The following is a 14443-nucleotide window of genomic DNA, read 5'->3' as shown; positions in this document are numbered from 1 at the left end:
GGCTGCGGGTGCGATTTTCGGTGGTTTATTGGCTGGTCAATTGCAGGTTGTCGGCGGCCGGCTTGCCGTCGAAGGTGGTCACACCTTCCAGCCAGCGGGCCTTGTCTTGCGGGTGATCCTTGAGCCACTGTTTGGCCGATTCGAGCGCGTCCTTGTGGTCGAGCAGCGGTTGCATCATGCGGCTCTCGTCGGCGGCGCTGAAGGTCAGGTTGCTCAACAGCTTGTTCACGTTCGGGCATTGTTCGGCGTAGCTCGGCGCGGTGACGGTCCAGACGGTGGCCATGCCTTCGTTCGGGCCCAGGGCGTTTTCGCTGCCGGTGAGATAGGTCATCTGCACGTTGACGTTCATCGGGTGCGGTGCCCAGCCGAAGAACACCACGGCTTCCTTGCGGCGCACGGCACGGTCCACCGCCGAGAGCATGGCCGCTTCACTGGATTCGACCAGCTGGAACTTGCCCAGGCCGAACTGGTTCTTGGCGATCATTTCCTTGATCTGGGTGTTGGCCCCCGAACCGGGTTCGATGCCGTAGATCTTGCCGCCCAGCTCCTTCTCGAACTTGGCGATGTCGGCGAAGGTTTTCAGGCCTTTGTCGGCCAGGTAAGTGGGCACGGCCAGGGTGGCGCGGGCGTCCTTGAGGCTCGGTTCGGCGAGGACCTTGACCTGCTTGGCATCGACGAACGGGGTGATGGTCTGGGTCATCAGCGGGTTCCAGTAGCCGAGGAACATGTCCAGGCGCTGGTCGCGGATGCCGGCGAAGATGATCTGCTGGGACGCGCTGGTCTGCTTGACCTGGTAGCCGAGGCCATCGAGCAGTACCTGGGTCATGGCGCTGGTGGCGATGACGTCGGTCCAGTTGACCACACCGAGGCGAACGTTCTGGCAGGAGGCTTGTTCTGCGGCCATGACCCCAGTGCTCAGGAGCGCGGTACCGGTGAGTGCAAGGGCGCAGCGGCTGATCAGTCGTTTCATGATGGTTTCCTCGGCAGGTCGTTATTGTCGGTTCCGGCGTCTTTCTGCGCCGGTGATGCCACGTTACGCAGGCGGACGTTGCTGAAAACGCACAGCGGCGACCGACTCTTGCACAGCAGCGACCTGTGCTCTTGTGGCCGCCTCGCAACTGGCGTATCACGTCGGGAACGCTACCCGTCTTGCGAGCGCGTTCCATGTCCCAGGATTTCTATTTCTTGTTGATGCCGGGTTTTTCGGCGATGGGTTTTATCTCGGCGATCGAGCCCCTGCGGGTGGCCAATCGCTTTCGTGGCGAGCTGTATCGTTGGCACGTGTTGAGTGCCGATGGTGGGGCGGTGCTGGCGAGCAATGGCATGTCGGTCAACGCCGATGCGGCGCTGGAGCCCTTGAAGAAGGGCGCGACCTTATTGGTGGTGGCCGGTTTCGAGCCACTGAAGTTCGCCACCCCGGCGTTGGCGCACTGGCTGCGGCGCCTGGATCATGAGGGCGTGACCCTCGGGGGTATCGACACGGGCAGTGTGGTGTTGGCGGAGGCGGGTTTGCTGGAAGGGCACCGGGTGACGCTGCACTGGGAAGCGCTGGAGGCCTTCAAGGAGTCTTATCCACAGCTGGAAGTGACCCAGGAATTGTTCGAGATCGACCGTCGGCGTATCACCTGTGCCGGTGGTACTGCGTCCATCGACATGATGCTCGACCTGATCGGTCAGGCCCATGGCCCGGAACTGGCGATCCAGGTGTCCGAGCAGTTCGTGCTGGGGCGGATCCGCCCGCGCAAGGACCACCAGCGCATGCAGATCGCCACGCGGTATGGCATCAGCAACAAGAAGCTGGTGCACGTGGTCGGCGAGATGGAACAGCATATGGAGCCGCCGTTGAGCACGCTGGAGCTGGCGGAATCGGTCAAGGTTACGCGGCGGCAGTTGGAGCGTTTGTTTCGGCTATATCTCAAGGACACGCCGAGCAATTTCTACCTGGGCTTGCGGCTGGAGAAGGCGCGGCAGTTGTTGCGCCAGACGGACATGAGCGTGCTGGAGGTAAGCATCGCCAGCGGGTTCGAGTCGCCGTCGTATTTCACCCGCAGCTACCGGGCGCGGTTTGCCCAGTGTCCGCGGGAGGATCGGCGCGGGATCAAGGCCTAGTGGGTGTTTCGAAGCAGCGCCGGGCTTGAAGATTGAACGCGATCCTGTAGGAGCCGGCTTGCTGGCGATGGCGATATTTGCCGCGCAGACAAGGTGGTGAATGTACCGGCCCCATCGCCAGCAAGCCGGCTCCCACAGAGTGTGCCTTGCCTACTTTTTCATCAGCGCCGCACAGGCTGCCTTATAGGCTTCATGCTGATACTTGTTCAGCGTGGCCGGCAGGGCGAAGTCGAACTTCTTGTTCTGCGCATTGATGGTCTGGGGTGACAGCAGCGTCACTTCGCAGTTTTCCAGTAACTGGAAGATCCCTTCGATCTTGAAGGTGGTCGGCCCACCGGCGAATTCGCCTTTCTTGCTGCGCTTCTTGATGGCAATGCGCTCAATGCCCGCGTCCTGGACGAACGCCTTGACCTGGGCGGCAAACGCTTTGACGTTGGCGGCCTCGTCATCCTCGTCCAGGGCGATTTTCTTGATGGTGACGGCCACGTGCGAGAGGGTGCTGCCCTGCAAGGTGGCGATGGCGAAGATGGCTTCGCTGCCTTTGATTTCGATGCCACAGAGGGTCATTGGAGTCCTTGGACGGTGTGGGGAGAGCGCAATGTTACTCCCTGTAGGAGCGAGCTTGCTCGCGATCGACTGCGCAGCAGTCGCAAACCTGTGCCGGTGTACTTCCAGGTTGGTCGAGTCGGTTGCATGACGGCCGCTATGCGGCCATCGCGAGCAAGCTCGCTCCTACAGTGAGGCGGCGATCATCGGGCAGGGGCCATCAGTAATAGACACCCTCCTCACGAAACCTGGCCATCTGCCGGTAATTCCAGCACAGCAGGCACAGGCACAACGCGATCAAGCTCACACTGGCGCTGAAAATGTAGAAGTCCGCGCGTTTGAAGCTGAATTCGCTCTTCAGGCTGTGAAAGCTCGGGAACCAGTCGGAGTAGACGACCTGCACCGGATCGCCGATGTGGTACGCAGGGTTTGTCACCAGGGCGTTCAGGGAGTGAACCCCCTGGCCGCGGTTGCCCAGTTCGTAGTCGAAGGCGTAGTAGATATCCGCCGGGGACGCCTCTTTACGGGTGTCGATGATCTGCGTGATGGTGCCGGTGACTTCCCGGGGCGCCGCCTTGATGGCGGCATAAAGCAGCCCGCCGCTCTTGGATAACGCCGCCATGCCAAAGGCCAGGAAAATCAGGAAAAGCAGCAGGACGCCTCGGGTAAAGAGGTAGTCCCGTTCGGTTTCTCGGGGGAAGTACATTCAAGTTCCTTTTGAATGAGTGGGTGCACTTCCCAGTCTAGCCGCTGTCTGGCGCCTGTGCAGATGTCGTCGCCCGGGTAGACCTTCAGTCCATGGTTTTGCGCAGGTCGAGCATGATCTGGTCGAAGTAGTCGACGCGGATAAGGCCGATCCGCGGGTACTCGAAATCCAGGATCACATACAGCACGCTGACCATCACCAGCGCATAACCCAGGCTGTACAGCCAGTTGCGCCTGGCCGTGCCCGCCATGTCGTAGCCGATGAACAGGGCGCTGACCAGGGTCAGGGCGACCAGCATCAGGTAGATCACCAGCGGCGGGTGGGTTGCCTGGGCCACGCCACGGGTGGTGGTGATGTCGATCATCTGGTTGAGGGCTTGCAGCAGGTTGGAGCCCAGCGTCGGCGTGGGCATCTGCGGCAGTGCGGCGACCGACTGCTTCCAGATCTCCAACTGCAAGGCATTGCCCCGGGTGTCATCCTGGCTGGAACGATCGAGTTCGTTGAGGTCTTGGTAGTAGGCGATGCGCGCGTCCACATAGTCGCGAAATGCCTGGCGCAGGGCCGGTTGGTTGGCCGGCGGCAGCAGGTCCAGGCGTAACCAGGCAGTACCCATGGCGTTGGTTTCTTCGACGATCAGGCTGCGTCGGACGTCCAGCCGGGTGGCCGCGCCGGAAAAGGTAAAGGCGATCAGCAGCGCCAGCAGGCCGAACACCGCGCCTTCGATAGCACTGGTTCCGGTCCGCGCGCCCTCGGGGTCGAGGGCCAGATGGCGATCACCGATACGCCGACCGATTTCAATGAACAGCATAATGGCGACGAAAATCGCCAGGGCATACAACGGGATGGCTGTCAGTGAGCGCATGCGAAGATCCTGTGATGATCGTCAACGACTCGCCTGTACAGCCAATTCAGGACGGGGTGTGGTCCAGTGTAGACAGCCGCCCGGATTATTCCTGGGCAATCGACTCAAGAAACTCCGACCGTTCGTCGCTCTTGCTCGCCAGGCAGTCGTACTGGTCGATGGTGAAGGGCTTGCTTCCGGGCTTGGCCGGCAGCGGCGCGATGGCGCAATCGGCGTCCCGCGACTTGATCCAGAGCTGTTGGGCGGCCTGCAGCTTGGCGCTGATGTCGGCGGCTTGCGCCTTGTCATTGGCGTATTGCGTCTTGACCCGGTCCAGCAGGGCGTCGAAGTTTTCCTTGAGCAATTGCTCGGCGGTGTTCTTGCTGTAGGTGGCGCACTCCAGGGTCTGCTGGTCGTTTTCGACCGCATCGCAGGGCGAGTTGTCCGCGTCTTCGGCCGCGTGGGCCCCCAGGCTGACAAGCACCAAAGCCAGGAAAATCGATTTCATTACGGCGTCCCGATCCTTGATCAAAAGAGGTGGCAGAGCGATGGAGGGCAATTCTGTCTCAAGCCCGCGTCAAAGAATAGTCGTACATGGGCAAGTACTTAAGCCTACGAGCCGGAAATCCGTACGGCAACGTCGCTTTGTCGCGGATTGACGCTTTCGGCAATTCCCCTGTCGTTTTTGCACCCGGCTCTCCGGTCCCCTGGGCATATGCTGATCCCAAAGCGCCGGCAGACGATTCGGCGCGTGAATCGCTAATAGGGGACAGCCTGATGAGCCCAGCCGAACTGCACGCCGACAGCATCGTTATCGACGGGCTGATCATTGCCAAGTGGAACCGCGAACTGTTCGAGGACATGCGCAAAGGTGGGTTGACCGCCGCCAACTGCACCGTGTCGGTGTGGGAGGGCTTCCAGGCCACCATCAACAGCATCGCCTCGAGCCAGAAGCTGATCCGCGAGAACAGCGACCTGGTGATGCCGGTGCGCACCACCGCCGACATTCGCAAGGCCAAGGAGCTGGGCAAGACCGGCATCCTCTTCGGCTTCCAGAATGCCCACGCGTTCGAAGACCAGATCGGTTATGTCGAGATCTTCAAGCAGCTGGGCGTCGGTATTGTGCAGATGTGCTACAACACCCAGAACCTGGTGGGCACCGGTTGCTACGAGCGTGACGGCGGCCTGTCAGGCTTCGGTCGCGAGATCGTCGCCGAAATGAACCGCGTCGGCGTCATGTGCGACCTGTCCCATGTCGGCTCCAAGACCAGCGAAGAAGTCATCCTCGAATCGAAGAAGCCGGTGACCTACTCCCACTGCCTGCCTTCGGGTCTGAAAGAGCATCCGCGCAACAAGTCCGATGCCGAACTGAAGTTCATTGCCGACCATGGCGGTTTTGTTGGCGTGACCATGTTTGCGCCGTTCCTCGCCAAGGGCATCGAATCGACCATCGACGACTACGCCGAGGCCATCGAGTACGTGATGAACATCGTCGGTGAAGACGCCATCGGTATCGGCACCGACTTCACCCAGGGCCATGGCCAGGACTTCTTCGAATACCTGACCCACGACAAGGGCTACGCCCGTCGCCTGACCAGTTTCGGCAAGATCATCAACCCGCTGGGCATCCGTACCGTGGGCGAGTTCCCGAACCTCACCGAGACCCTGCTCAAGCGCGGTCACCCTGAGCGTGTGGTGCGCAAGATCATGGGCGAAAACTGGGTCAACGTCCTCAAGGACGTCTGGGGCGAGTGAATACCATCACAGCCTACTCCGCTCGCCGATAGCTGCGTCAGGTCCTCGCGAAAAGCTCGCCGTACATTCGTACTGGCCTTCGCTCTTCGCTCCGGTCCTTCCTTGCTCTCGACGTGCTCGCTACGGCTGTGAAGGCATTCACACTGCTTTTTATTTTTAAAGCCAAAGCCAAAGCTTTGCAAAGCGTCCAATACGAATTCTGGAGTGTTACCCATGGCTAAAATCGCCCCGCAACTGCCTATCGAAGTCGACAGCGAAACCGGTGTCTGGACTTCCGACGCCCTGCCGATGCTCTACGTGCCACGGCACTTCTTCGTCAACAACCACATGGGCATCGAAGAAGTCCTGGGCGCCGACGCCTACGCCGAGATCCTCTACAAGGCCGGCTACAAGTCCGCCTGGCACTGGTGTGAAAAAGAAGCCGAGTGCCATGGCCTGGAAGGTGTCGCGGTGTTCGAGCACTACATGAAGCGCCTGTCGCAACGCGGCTGGGGCCTGTTCAAGATCCAGGACATCGACCTCGACCAAGGCACCGCCAGCGTCAAGCTCGAACACTCGGCGTTCGTCTACGTCTACGGCAAGGTCGGGCGCAAGGTCGACTACATGTTCACCGGCTGGTTCGCCGGCGCCATGGACCAGATCCTGGCGGCACGCGGCAGCGCGATCCGCACCGTGGCCGAGCAAGTCTACGGTGGCTCCGAAGAAGGTCACGACGACGGCCTGTTTACCGTCAAGCCGTTGTAAGTCGAGGATCGCACCATGGCTTTCGAAGCAATGTTCCAGCCGATCCAGATCGGCAAACTGACCATCCGCAACCGCGTGCTCAGTACCGCTCACGCCGAGGTCTATGCCACCGACGGCGGGATGACCACCGAACGTTATATCCGTTACTACGAAGAGAAAGCCAAGGGCGGCATCGGCCTGGCGATTTGCGGTGGTTCGTCCGTCGTGGCGATCGACAGCCCGCAGGAATGGTGGAGCTCGGTGAATCTGTCCACCGACCGCATCATCCCGCACTTCCAGAACCTGGCCGACGCCATGCACAAGCATGGCGCCAAGATCATGATCCAGATTACCCACATGGGCCGTCGCTCGCGCTGGGACGGCTTCAACTGGCCGACCCTGATGTCGCCCTCGGGCGTGCGTGAGCCGGTGCACCGTGCCACCTGCAAGACCATCGAGCCGGAAGAGATCTGGCGGGTGATCGGCAACTACGCCCAGGCCGCGCGCCGGGCGAAGGAAGGCGGCCTGGATGGCGTCGAACTGTCCGCCGTGCACCAGCACATGATCGACCAGTTCTGGAGCCCGCGGGTCAACAAGCGCACCGATGAATGGGGCGGTACCTTCGAAGGCCGGATGAAGTTCGGCCTGGAAGTGCTCAAGGCCGTGCGCAAGGAAGTCGGCGACGACTTCTGCGTCGGCATGCGTATCTGCGGTGATGAGTTCCACCCCGATGGCCTGTCCCACGATGACATGAAGCAGATCGCCAAGTATTACGACGATACCGGCATGCTCGATTTCATCGGTGTGGTCGGTTCGGGTTGCGACACCCACAACACCCTGGCCAACGTGATTCCGAACATGAGCTACCCGCCGGAGCCGTTCCTGCACCTGGCGGCCGGGATCAAGGAAGTGGTCAAGGTTCCGGTGCTGCACGCACAGAACATCAAGGACCCGAACCAGGCGACCCGTATTCTCGAAGGCGGTTATGTCGACATGGTCGGCATGACCCGCGCGCATATCGCCGACCCGCACCTGATCGCCAAGATCAAGATGGGCCAGATCGACCAGATCAAGCAATGCGTCGGTGCCAACTACTGCATCGACCGTCAGTATCAGGGCCTGGACGTCCTGTGCATCCAGAACGCCGCGACCTCCCGTGAATACATGGGCGTGCCGCACATCATCGAGAAATCCACCGGGGTCAAGCGCAAGGTCGTGATTGTCGGTGCCGGCCCTGCCGGGATGGAGGCTGCACGGGTGGCCGCCGAGCGCGGGCACGACGTGACCCTGTTCGAGAAGAAGGACGCCATTGGCGGGCAGATCACCACGGCCTCGAAAGCGCCGCAGCGTGACCAGATTGCCGGTATCACCCGTTGGTTCCAGCTGGAGTTGGCGCGTCTGAAGGTTGACCTGCGCCTGGGCACTGCCGCCGATGCCGCGACTATCCTCGACCTGCGTCCGGACATCGTGGTGCTGGCCGTCGGCGGGCATCCGAACCTGGAGCAGAACGAACACTGGGGCGCCGCCGAAGGGCTGGTGGTCAGCAGCTGGGATGTACTGGATGGCAAGGTCGCGCCGGGCAAGAACGTGCTGGTCTACGACACCATCTGCGAGTTCACCGGCATGTCGGTGGCCGACTTCCTCGCCGACAAGGGCAGCCAGGTGGAAATCGTCACCGACGATATCAAGCCGGGCGTGGCCATTGGCGGTACGTCGTTCCCGACTTACTACCGCAGCATGTACCCGAAAGAAGTGATCATGACCGGCGACATGATGCTGGAGAAGGTCTATCGCGAGGGCGACAAGCTGGTGGCGGTGCTGGAGAACGAATACACCGGGGCCAAGGAAGAGCGGGTCGTCGATCAGGTGGTGGTGGAGAACGGCGTGCGTCCGGACGAGGAAATCTACTACGGGCTCAAGGAAGGTTCGCGGAACAAGGGCCAGATCGATGTTGAAGCCCTGTTCGCGATCAAGCCGCAGCCTTCGCTGAGCGAGGCGGGTGACGGTTACCTGCTGTTCCGTATCGGCGACTGCGTGGCCCAGCGCAACACCCACGCGGCGATCTATGACGCGTTGCGTCTGTGCAAGGATTTCTGACGGCGTGGCCTCCACACCTGTGGTGAGGAGGCTTGTTGTGGTGGGCGGGTTGTTGTGGCGAGGGGGCTTGCCCCCGTTCGGCTGCGAAGCAGTCGTAAAACCGGTCAATGCGTTTTTCCTGACAGACCGCATTGGCTGGTTTGGGGCTGCTTCGCAGCCCAGCGGGGGCAAGCCCCCTCGCCACACAAGCGCGTTCGCCACAAGTAGGTGCAAGGCCCTCATCGGCATGCATATGAACCCTTGCAAGACCCGAGGTCTTTTGGGAGCTTCACCATGTTGAATACCCTTCTCCCCATCCTGCTGTTTGCCGCCCTGGGCCTTGCCGTCCTCGGCGCGCTGCGGCGGGTAGCCATGTGGCGTCGCGGTCGACCCTCGAAAGTCGATCTGCTCGGCGGCCTCTTCGCCATGCCCAAGCGCTACATGGTCGACCTGCACCACGTGGTGGCGCGGGACAAATACATCGCCAACACCCACGTCGCCACGGCTGGCGGGGCGGTGGCGTCCATCGTGCTGGCGATTCTGGTCCATGGGTTCGGCCTGCATAACCGCATCCTCGGCTATGCGCTGTTGCTGATGTCGGCGGTGATGTTCGTCGGTGCCATCTTCGTCTATCTGCGTCGCCGCAACCCGCCGTCGCGCCTGTCGAAAGGCCCGTGGATGCGCCTGCCGAAAAGCCTGCTGGCCTTCTCGGCGTCGTTCTTCCTGGTGACCCTGCCGGTCGCCGGCATCCTCCCGGAAGACTTCGGCGGCTGGGTGCTGGCGGTGATTCTCGGCATTGGTGTGCTGTGGGGTGTGTCGGAGCTGTTCTTCGGCATGACCTGGGGCGGCCCGATGAAACACGCCTTCGCCGGTGCCCTGCACCTGGCCTGGCACCGTCGCGCCGAACGCTTCGGCGGCGGCCGTTCCACCGGTCTGAAACCGCTGGACCTGAGCGACCCGAAAGCGCCCCTGGGCGTGGAAAAACCCAAGGACTTCACCTGGAACCAACTGCTGGGCTTCGATGCCTGCGTGCAGTGCGGTAAATGTGAAGCCGCCTGCCCGGCGTTCGCCGCCGGCCAGCCGTTGAACCCGAAAAAACTGATCCAGGACATGGTGGTCGGCCTGGCCGGCGGCACCGACGCAAACTTCGCCGGCAGCCCTTACCCAGGCAAAGCCATCGGCGAGCACGCCGGCAACCCGCACCAACCGATCGTCAACGGCCTGGTGGACGCCGAGACCCTGTGGTCCTGCACCACTTGCCGGGCCTGCGTCGAGGAGTGTCCGATGATGATCGAGCACGTCGATGCCATCGTCGACATGCGTCGTCATCTGACCCTGGAAAAAGGCGCGACCCCGAACAAGGGCGCCGAAGTCCTGGAAAACCTGATCGCCACCGACAACCCCGGCGGTTTCGCCCCCGGTGGGCGGATGAACTGGGCGGCGGACCTGAACCTCGACCTGCTCGGTGAGAAGAAAACCACCGACGTGCTGTTCTGGGTCGGCGACGGTGCGTTCGACATGCGCAACCAGCGCACCTTGCGCGCCTTCGTCAAAGTGCTGAAAGCGGCCAAGGTCGACTTCGCGGTACTCGGCTTGGAAGAACGCGATAGCGGTGATGTGGCTCGCCGCCTGGGCGACGAAGCGACCTTCCAGCTGTTGGCCAAACGCAATATCCAGACCCTGGCCAAGTACAGCTTCAAGCGCATCGTCACCTGCGACCCCCACAGCTTCCATGTGCTGAAAAACGAATACGGCGCCTTTGGCGGCGAGTACCTGGTACAGCATCACAGCACCTATATGGCCGAACTGATCGGTGCCGGTGCCTTGAACCTCGGGCAGCACAAAGGCAACAGCGTGACTTATCACGATCCGTGCTACCTGGGCCGCTACAACGGCGAATATGAAGCGCCGCGTGACGTGCTGCGGGCACTGGGGATCGAGGTCAAGGAAATGCAGCGTTCCGGTTTCCGTTCCCGCTGCTGTGGCGGCGGTGGCGGCGCGCCGATCACCGACATTCCCGGCAAGCAGCGGATTCCCGATATGCGCATGGACGACATTCGCGAAACCGGCGCCGAACTGGTGGCCGTCGGTTGTCCGCAATGTACGGCGATGCTCGAAGGCGTGGTTGAACCGCGCCCCCTGATCAAGGACCTGGCCGAACTGGTGGCCGATGCCCTGCTTGAAGAGGCGGCGCCGAGTAAATCGCCAGTCAAACGTGAACCTGCGGAGGTGCACTGATGAGCGACATTATCCGCCGCGACCCTCGCGCCGAGTGGATCGCCCGCAACCGCCTGCACCCGTTGCACGCGGCCATGCAACCGCAGCAACAGAGCTGGACGGGGCCTAACGGCCTGATCCGCAAGAATGTCCATGGCGTCGGGTTTATCGGTCCTAACGGCATCAAGCGCATCGACCGCAGCGGTGCCCAGCAAGGCGGCGCGACCAAGCGTTCGGCCAGTGTGGAGGTGCAACTGCCGCTGCATCAGGTGCTGCAACCGGCGTTCTATATCAGCGTGGTGCCGGACATGGTCGGCGGGCGCCTGAGCAGTCACGACCGCGACCTGCTGGGCCTGGCCCATCAGATGGCGGGCCAGGACGGCGCGGTGTTGGCCGTGGTCTTTGGCGAGCATAAGGAATCGACTTTCGAAACCGCCGGCGTCGATCGCCTGTTGGTGCTCGACGGCAATGAGTTCAGTGGTTATTCACCCGAGCAACGGGTCCAGGGCCTGCGGGCTGTGGATAACCAGTTCAACCCCCGTCACTGGTTGCTGCCGGACAGCCGCAGCGGTGGTGGCGAGCTGGGCCGGCGCCTGGCTGCAAGCCTGGGCGAACGCCCGGCCACGCGGGTCTGGCAGGTCAAGGGCGAGGAGTGCATCGGCCGTGCCGGTGCCGGTCTGCAGGACCTGGCGCGACCTTTGGCACGCCTGATCCTGGCGGCTGCCGAATGCGCCGAGCCGGTCAGCGAAACCCGCCATGAAGCCTTGCCCGTGGAGTTATCCACAAGCCTGGTGCGCAGCTTGCCGCGTATCGAGGATCTCGGTGCGGTGGCGGTGGACCCGGCGGCGATTCCCATGGCCGAAGCTGAGTTTATTTTCTCCGGCGGCAATGGGGTCAAGGACTGGGCGCTGTTCCACCAGACCGCCGCCGCCCTGGGCGCGACCGAAGGCGCTTCGCGGGTGGCGGTGGACGACGGTTTCATGGCCCGCGAGCGCCAGGTCGGCGCCAGCGGCACCTGGGTGACCGCACGGGTCTATGTGGCCGTGGGGATTTCCGGGGCGATCCAGCATCTGCAAGGCATCGGTGCCTGCGACAAGGTGGTGGCGATCAACCTCGATCCGGGTTGCGACATGATCAAGCGCGCCGACCTGTCGGTGATCGGCGAGAGCAGCGAGATCTTCCGTGCCCTGATTGCAGCGGTGACGGCATATCGCAACGGCGCCAAGCGCGATGCGGCTTAAGGTAGGGATGACGTCATGAGTACGAATGTAATCAGCCTGGTCTCCATCGGCGCCCACCCCACCTCCGGCCGCGCCCGTCGCGCCGAACAGGATGCCCGCGCGGTGGAGCTGGGTTTGCAACTGGCTGGGGATAACTTGCAGGTGGTGCATGCCGGCGATGTCTCGGAGCCGGCGTTGCGGGCTTACCTGGGCATGGGCCTGGATGAATTGCGGGTGCTGGAACAGCCGGCCGGGGCCGATGCGCTGCCGGCGCTGACCGATTATCTGCGTGATGCCGGCGCCCAACTTGTGCTCACCGGCAGCCAGGCGGAAACCGGCGAAGGCTCGGGCATGCTGCCGTTCCTGCTGGCGGAAAACCTCGGTTGGCCGCTGGTGGTGGGCTTGGCCCAGGTCGAGTCCATCGAAGGCGGCGTAGCCCATGTGCTGCAAGCCTTGCCCCGCGGCCAGCGGCGGCGCCTGAAAGTCCGCCTGCCGTTTCTTGCGACTGTGGATAACGCTGCGCCCAAGCCACGGCAAAGCGCCTACGGCCCGGCGCAACGTGGCGTGCTGCATGCCGACGAAGTGGAGGTGCTTGAGGATGAGTTATTCACAGGCGCCTTGCTACAACCGGCCAAGCCACGGCCCAAGCGCTTGAAGGTGATCAAGGCCAAGAGCGGCGCCGACCGGATGAAGGCGGCGACGGCCAAGGCCAGTGGCGGCGGTGGGCAAGTGCTCAAGGGCGTCAGTGCCGAAGCTGGGGCCGAGGCCATTCTCAAACTTTTGATTGAGGAAGGCGTGCTGCGCTGAAGCCGTTCAGCGCCGCGTCGGTCGGTACCGCGTCAATAACTCATGGTAGTAATGCCACACCTGCAACGCATAACGCTCGCGCCCGTCACCCTGCTCCTGCAGGGTGCCGGCGTTGTAGGCCCCCACGGCTTGCCAGCCGTAGCCCAACTGTTGAACAAACTGCGCCAGAATCCAGGCCCCGACCATGACACTGGTACACGGCTCGCTGCGTAGCTTGTGTTCGTCGATACCAAAGGCCGCCAGGCGTTGCAGATGACGGCTGTTGATCTGCATCAGGCCGATATCCCGGCTGCCGTCGCGGTTGGTGTTGAGTGCCGCCGGGTTCATGCCCGATTCGACCTGGGCGATGGCGTAGAGCAACAGCGGGTCAATGTGATAACGCTCGCCTGCGTCCTGAAAACAGTTGGCTGCGGCGCTACCGATCATGATCAGGTAGACGGCGACGCACGTTGTGTATGAATGACGCATCGGGTTCCCTCGCGAAGCGTGGGGCCAAGACACCTCCTCTGCAAGAACATGGCGCGCGGTGAAAAGAGTGTAGTTCGCCTGCCGTCTGATGCCTCAGCCCCTTATGCCACGAACAAGTGTCCACAGAGACTGTGGGCCGGCCTGTGGATAAGGTGTTTGTGCATCGCCACAGCCCATGCAAATCAATGCCTGTAGCCCTTCGTACGAAAATTGATCAGCCTAACCGACGGTTTTTATTCGAGTTTTTATGTGGATAAGGACGTTGGAAGGTTTTCCTCGAACCTCGAGTTGTTAACAAAGTCTGTTGGCGTATGTGTGGATAAGATGTTTGCTGTCCTCTGCGGGCCTTGTTTTATATGGCTTACATAGGTTTGATCAAAAAACACTCAAATTGAGCTTTTGCGCTATTTGATTGGCCTGAAAGCTTCATATCTCGCGGCTTTCAGCGGTTTTCCACAGACGCCTGGAAAAATGCCCGACTTGCACACAAAGTCTGTTGGCCTTTCTGTGGATAAGGTGTTCGCGGTCCTCTACAGGCCTTTAAATACGTGGTTTACAAGGATTAGGTTAAAAAGTGATCAAAGTCCGCCTGAACAGGCCTTTCTGAATAAGTCACGGATTTTATTCAGATTTCAGTGTGGCAGCCGGTGCATAAACCGTGACTTGCCCACATTTGCTGTGGGTGGCTCTGTGGATAAGTTGTTCGTTAAGGTCTGTAAGCCCCGGTTCTTATAGCCCATAACGTTATAGATCAAATTTCATACAGTTCTAAGGGTGTTTATTGACACCCCCCGGTGCAAAGACTTCACTCATGGCACAAGGACACAACCTTATTCGCATCCACATCAGCTTCAGGGAGAACGCTCGATGGGTCGCCAGCCATACCAACGTCCACCGTCACTCCCGACCTTCAATGTCGTGGTCAAAGCCTGTGCCCTGGTGCCCAGGCGCATTCATCGCCATGCCACCAACCAG

13 protein-coding genes are annotated in these 14443 nt (G+C 61.5%); 7 read left to right on the top strand and 6 right to left on the bottom strand.

The features are described from left to right. Positions 1-25 precede the first annotated feature (25 nt). Positions 26-970 (bottom strand): choline ABC transporter substrate-binding protein, encoded by a 945-nt coding sequence (choX, locus tag HX866_RS30840; RefSeq protein ID WP_177098486.1) that lies wholly within the window; start codon positions 968-970, stop codon positions 26-28. 194 nt (positions 971-1164) lie between these two features. On the opposite strand from choX, the gene HX866_RS30835 reads away from it, so the two are divergent. Then, on the top strand, positions 1165-2109 hold the full coding sequence (locus HX866_RS30835) for a GlxA family transcriptional regulator (protein WP_177098485.1): 945 nt from the start codon (positions 1165-1167) through the stop codon (positions 2107-2109). Positions 2110-2259: 150 nt separating this feature from the next. Here HX866_RS30835 and HX866_RS30830 read toward each other — a convergent pair whose 3' ends face one another. From HX866_RS30830 to HX866_RS30815, 4 genes are all read right to left on the bottom strand, one after another. Further along, a complete protein-coding gene (locus tag HX866_RS30830) occupies positions 2260-2676 on the bottom strand; it encodes a DUF3010 family protein (RefSeq protein WP_177099350.1) in 417 nt (138 codons plus the stop codon). A gap of 199 nt (positions 2677-2875) precedes the next feature. Continuing rightward, entirely contained in the window at positions 2876-3361 is a 486-nt protein-coding gene (locus tag HX866_RS30825) for a DUF3592 domain-containing protein (protein ID WP_177098483.1), read from the bottom strand. A gap of 85 nt (positions 3362-3446) precedes the next feature. Further along, a complete protein-coding gene (locus HX866_RS30820) occupies positions 3447-4223 on the bottom strand; it encodes a bestrophin-like domain (RefSeq protein WP_177099346.1) in 777 nt (258 codons plus the stop codon). Between the two features lie 85 nt (positions 4224-4308). Further along, positions 4309-4710, bottom strand: coding sequence for a lysozyme inhibitor LprI family protein (locus HX866_RS30815; protein WP_177141057.1), 402 nt, complete (start codon positions 4708-4710; stop codon positions 4309-4311). A gap of 269 nt (positions 4711-4979) precedes the next feature. Here HX866_RS30815 and HX866_RS30810 point away from each other — a divergent pair, with 269 nt between their 5' ends. From HX866_RS30810 to etfB, 6 genes are all read left to right on the top strand, one after another. Then, positions 4980-5957 (top strand): dipeptidase, encoded by a 978-nt coding sequence (locus HX866_RS30810; protein WP_177098480.1) that lies wholly within the window; start codon positions 4980-4982, stop codon positions 5955-5957. A gap of 213 nt (positions 5958-6170) precedes the next feature. Further along, positions 6171-6701, top strand: coding sequence for a DUF5943 domain-containing protein (locus HX866_RS30805; protein ID WP_121135213.1), 531 nt, complete (start codon positions 6171-6173; stop codon positions 6699-6701). Between the two features lie 15 nt (positions 6702-6716). Further along, positions 6717-8777 carry a dimethylglycine demethylation protein DgcA gene (dgcA, locus tag HX866_RS30800; RefSeq protein ID WP_177125621.1) on the top strand — a complete coding sequence of 687 codons (2061 nt, stop codon included), beginning with the start codon at positions 6717-6719 and terminating at the stop codon, positions 8775-8777. 273 nt (positions 8778-9050) lie between these two features. After that, entirely contained in the window at positions 9051-10994 is a 1944-nt protein-coding gene (dgcB, locus tag HX866_RS30795; protein ID WP_177141056.1) for a dimethylglycine demethylation protein DgcB, read from the top strand. Further along, positions 10994-12214 carry an electron transfer flavoprotein subunit alpha gene (etfA, locus tag HX866_RS30790; RefSeq protein WP_177141055.1) on the top strand — a complete coding sequence of 407 codons (1221 nt, stop codon included), beginning with the start codon at positions 10994-10996 and terminating at the stop codon, positions 12212-12214. The genes dgcB and etfA overlap by 1 nt, the downstream gene beginning before the upstream one ends. Before the next feature lie 15 nt (positions 12215-12229). Next, complete coding sequence (etfB, locus tag HX866_RS30785) at positions 12230-13000, top strand: electron transfer flavoprotein subunit beta (RefSeq protein ID WP_177099342.1); 771 nt, start codon at positions 12230-12232, stop codon at positions 12998-13000. A 6-nt stretch (positions 13001-13006) separates the two neighbouring features. Here etfB and HX866_RS30780 read toward each other — a convergent pair whose 3' ends face one another. Beyond that, positions 13007-13468 carry a transglycosylase SLT domain-containing protein gene (locus HX866_RS30780; RefSeq protein WP_177141054.1) on the bottom strand — a complete coding sequence of 154 codons (462 nt, stop codon included), beginning with the start codon at positions 13466-13468 and terminating at the stop codon, positions 13007-13009. Positions 13469-14443: the final 975 nt, after the last annotated feature.

This window comes from Pseudomonas gingeri (assembly GCF_013386165.1).
Lineage (GTDB): Bacteria > Pseudomonadota > Gammaproteobacteria > Pseudomonadales > Pseudomonadaceae > Aquipseudomonas > Aquipseudomonas gingeri_C.
This window is presented reverse-complemented; position numbering and strand designations above follow the sequence as displayed.

Excerpts from the sequence above, each read along its gene's own strand:
- HX866_RS30825 (WP_177098483.1), bottom strand. The coding sequence starts at position 3,361 with ATGTACTTCCCCCGAGAAACCGAACGGGACTACCTCTTTACCCGAGGC.
- HX866_RS30805 (WP_121135213.1), top strand. The coding sequence starts at position 6,171 with ATGGCTAAAATCGCCCCGCAACTGCCTATCGAAGTCGACAGCGAAACC.
- HX866_RS30780 (WP_177141054.1), bottom strand. The coding sequence starts at position 13,468 with ATGCGTCATTCATACACAACGTGCGTCGCCGTCTACCTGATCATGATC.
- etfB (WP_177099342.1), top strand. The coding sequence starts at position 12,230 with ATGAGTACGAATGTAATCAGCCTGGTCTCCATCGGCGCCCACCCCACC.
- HX866_RS30815 (WP_177141057.1), bottom strand. The coding sequence starts at position 4,710 with ATGAAATCGATTTTCCTGGCTTTGGTGCTTGTCAGCCTGGGGGCCCAC.
- dgcA (WP_177125621.1), top strand. The coding sequence starts at position 6,717 with ATGGCTTTCGAAGCAATGTTCCAGCCGATCCAGATCGGCAAACTGACC.
- etfA (WP_177141055.1), top strand. The coding sequence starts at position 10,994 with ATGAGCGACATTATCCGCCGCGACCCTCGCGCCGAGTGGATCGCCCGC.
- dgcB (WP_177141056.1), top strand. The coding sequence starts at position 9,051 with ATGTTGAATACCCTTCTCCCCATCCTGCTGTTTGCCGCCCTGGGCCTT.
- choX (WP_177098486.1), bottom strand. The coding sequence starts at position 970 with ATGAAACGACTGATCAGCCGCTGCGCCCTTGCACTCACCGGTACCGCG.
- HX866_RS30835 (WP_177098485.1), top strand. The coding sequence starts at position 1,165 with ATGTCCCAGGATTTCTATTTCTTGTTGATGCCGGGTTTTTCGGCGATG.
- HX866_RS30810 (WP_177098480.1), top strand. The coding sequence starts at position 4,980 with ATGAGCCCAGCCGAACTGCACGCCGACAGCATCGTTATCGACGGGCTG.
- HX866_RS30820 (WP_177099346.1), bottom strand. The coding sequence starts at position 4,223 with ATGCGCTCACTGACAGCCATCCCGTTGTATGCCCTGGCGATTTTCGTC.
- HX866_RS30830 (WP_177099350.1), bottom strand. The coding sequence starts at position 2,676 with ATGACCCTCTGTGGCATCGAAATCAAAGGCAGCGAAGCCATCTTCGCC.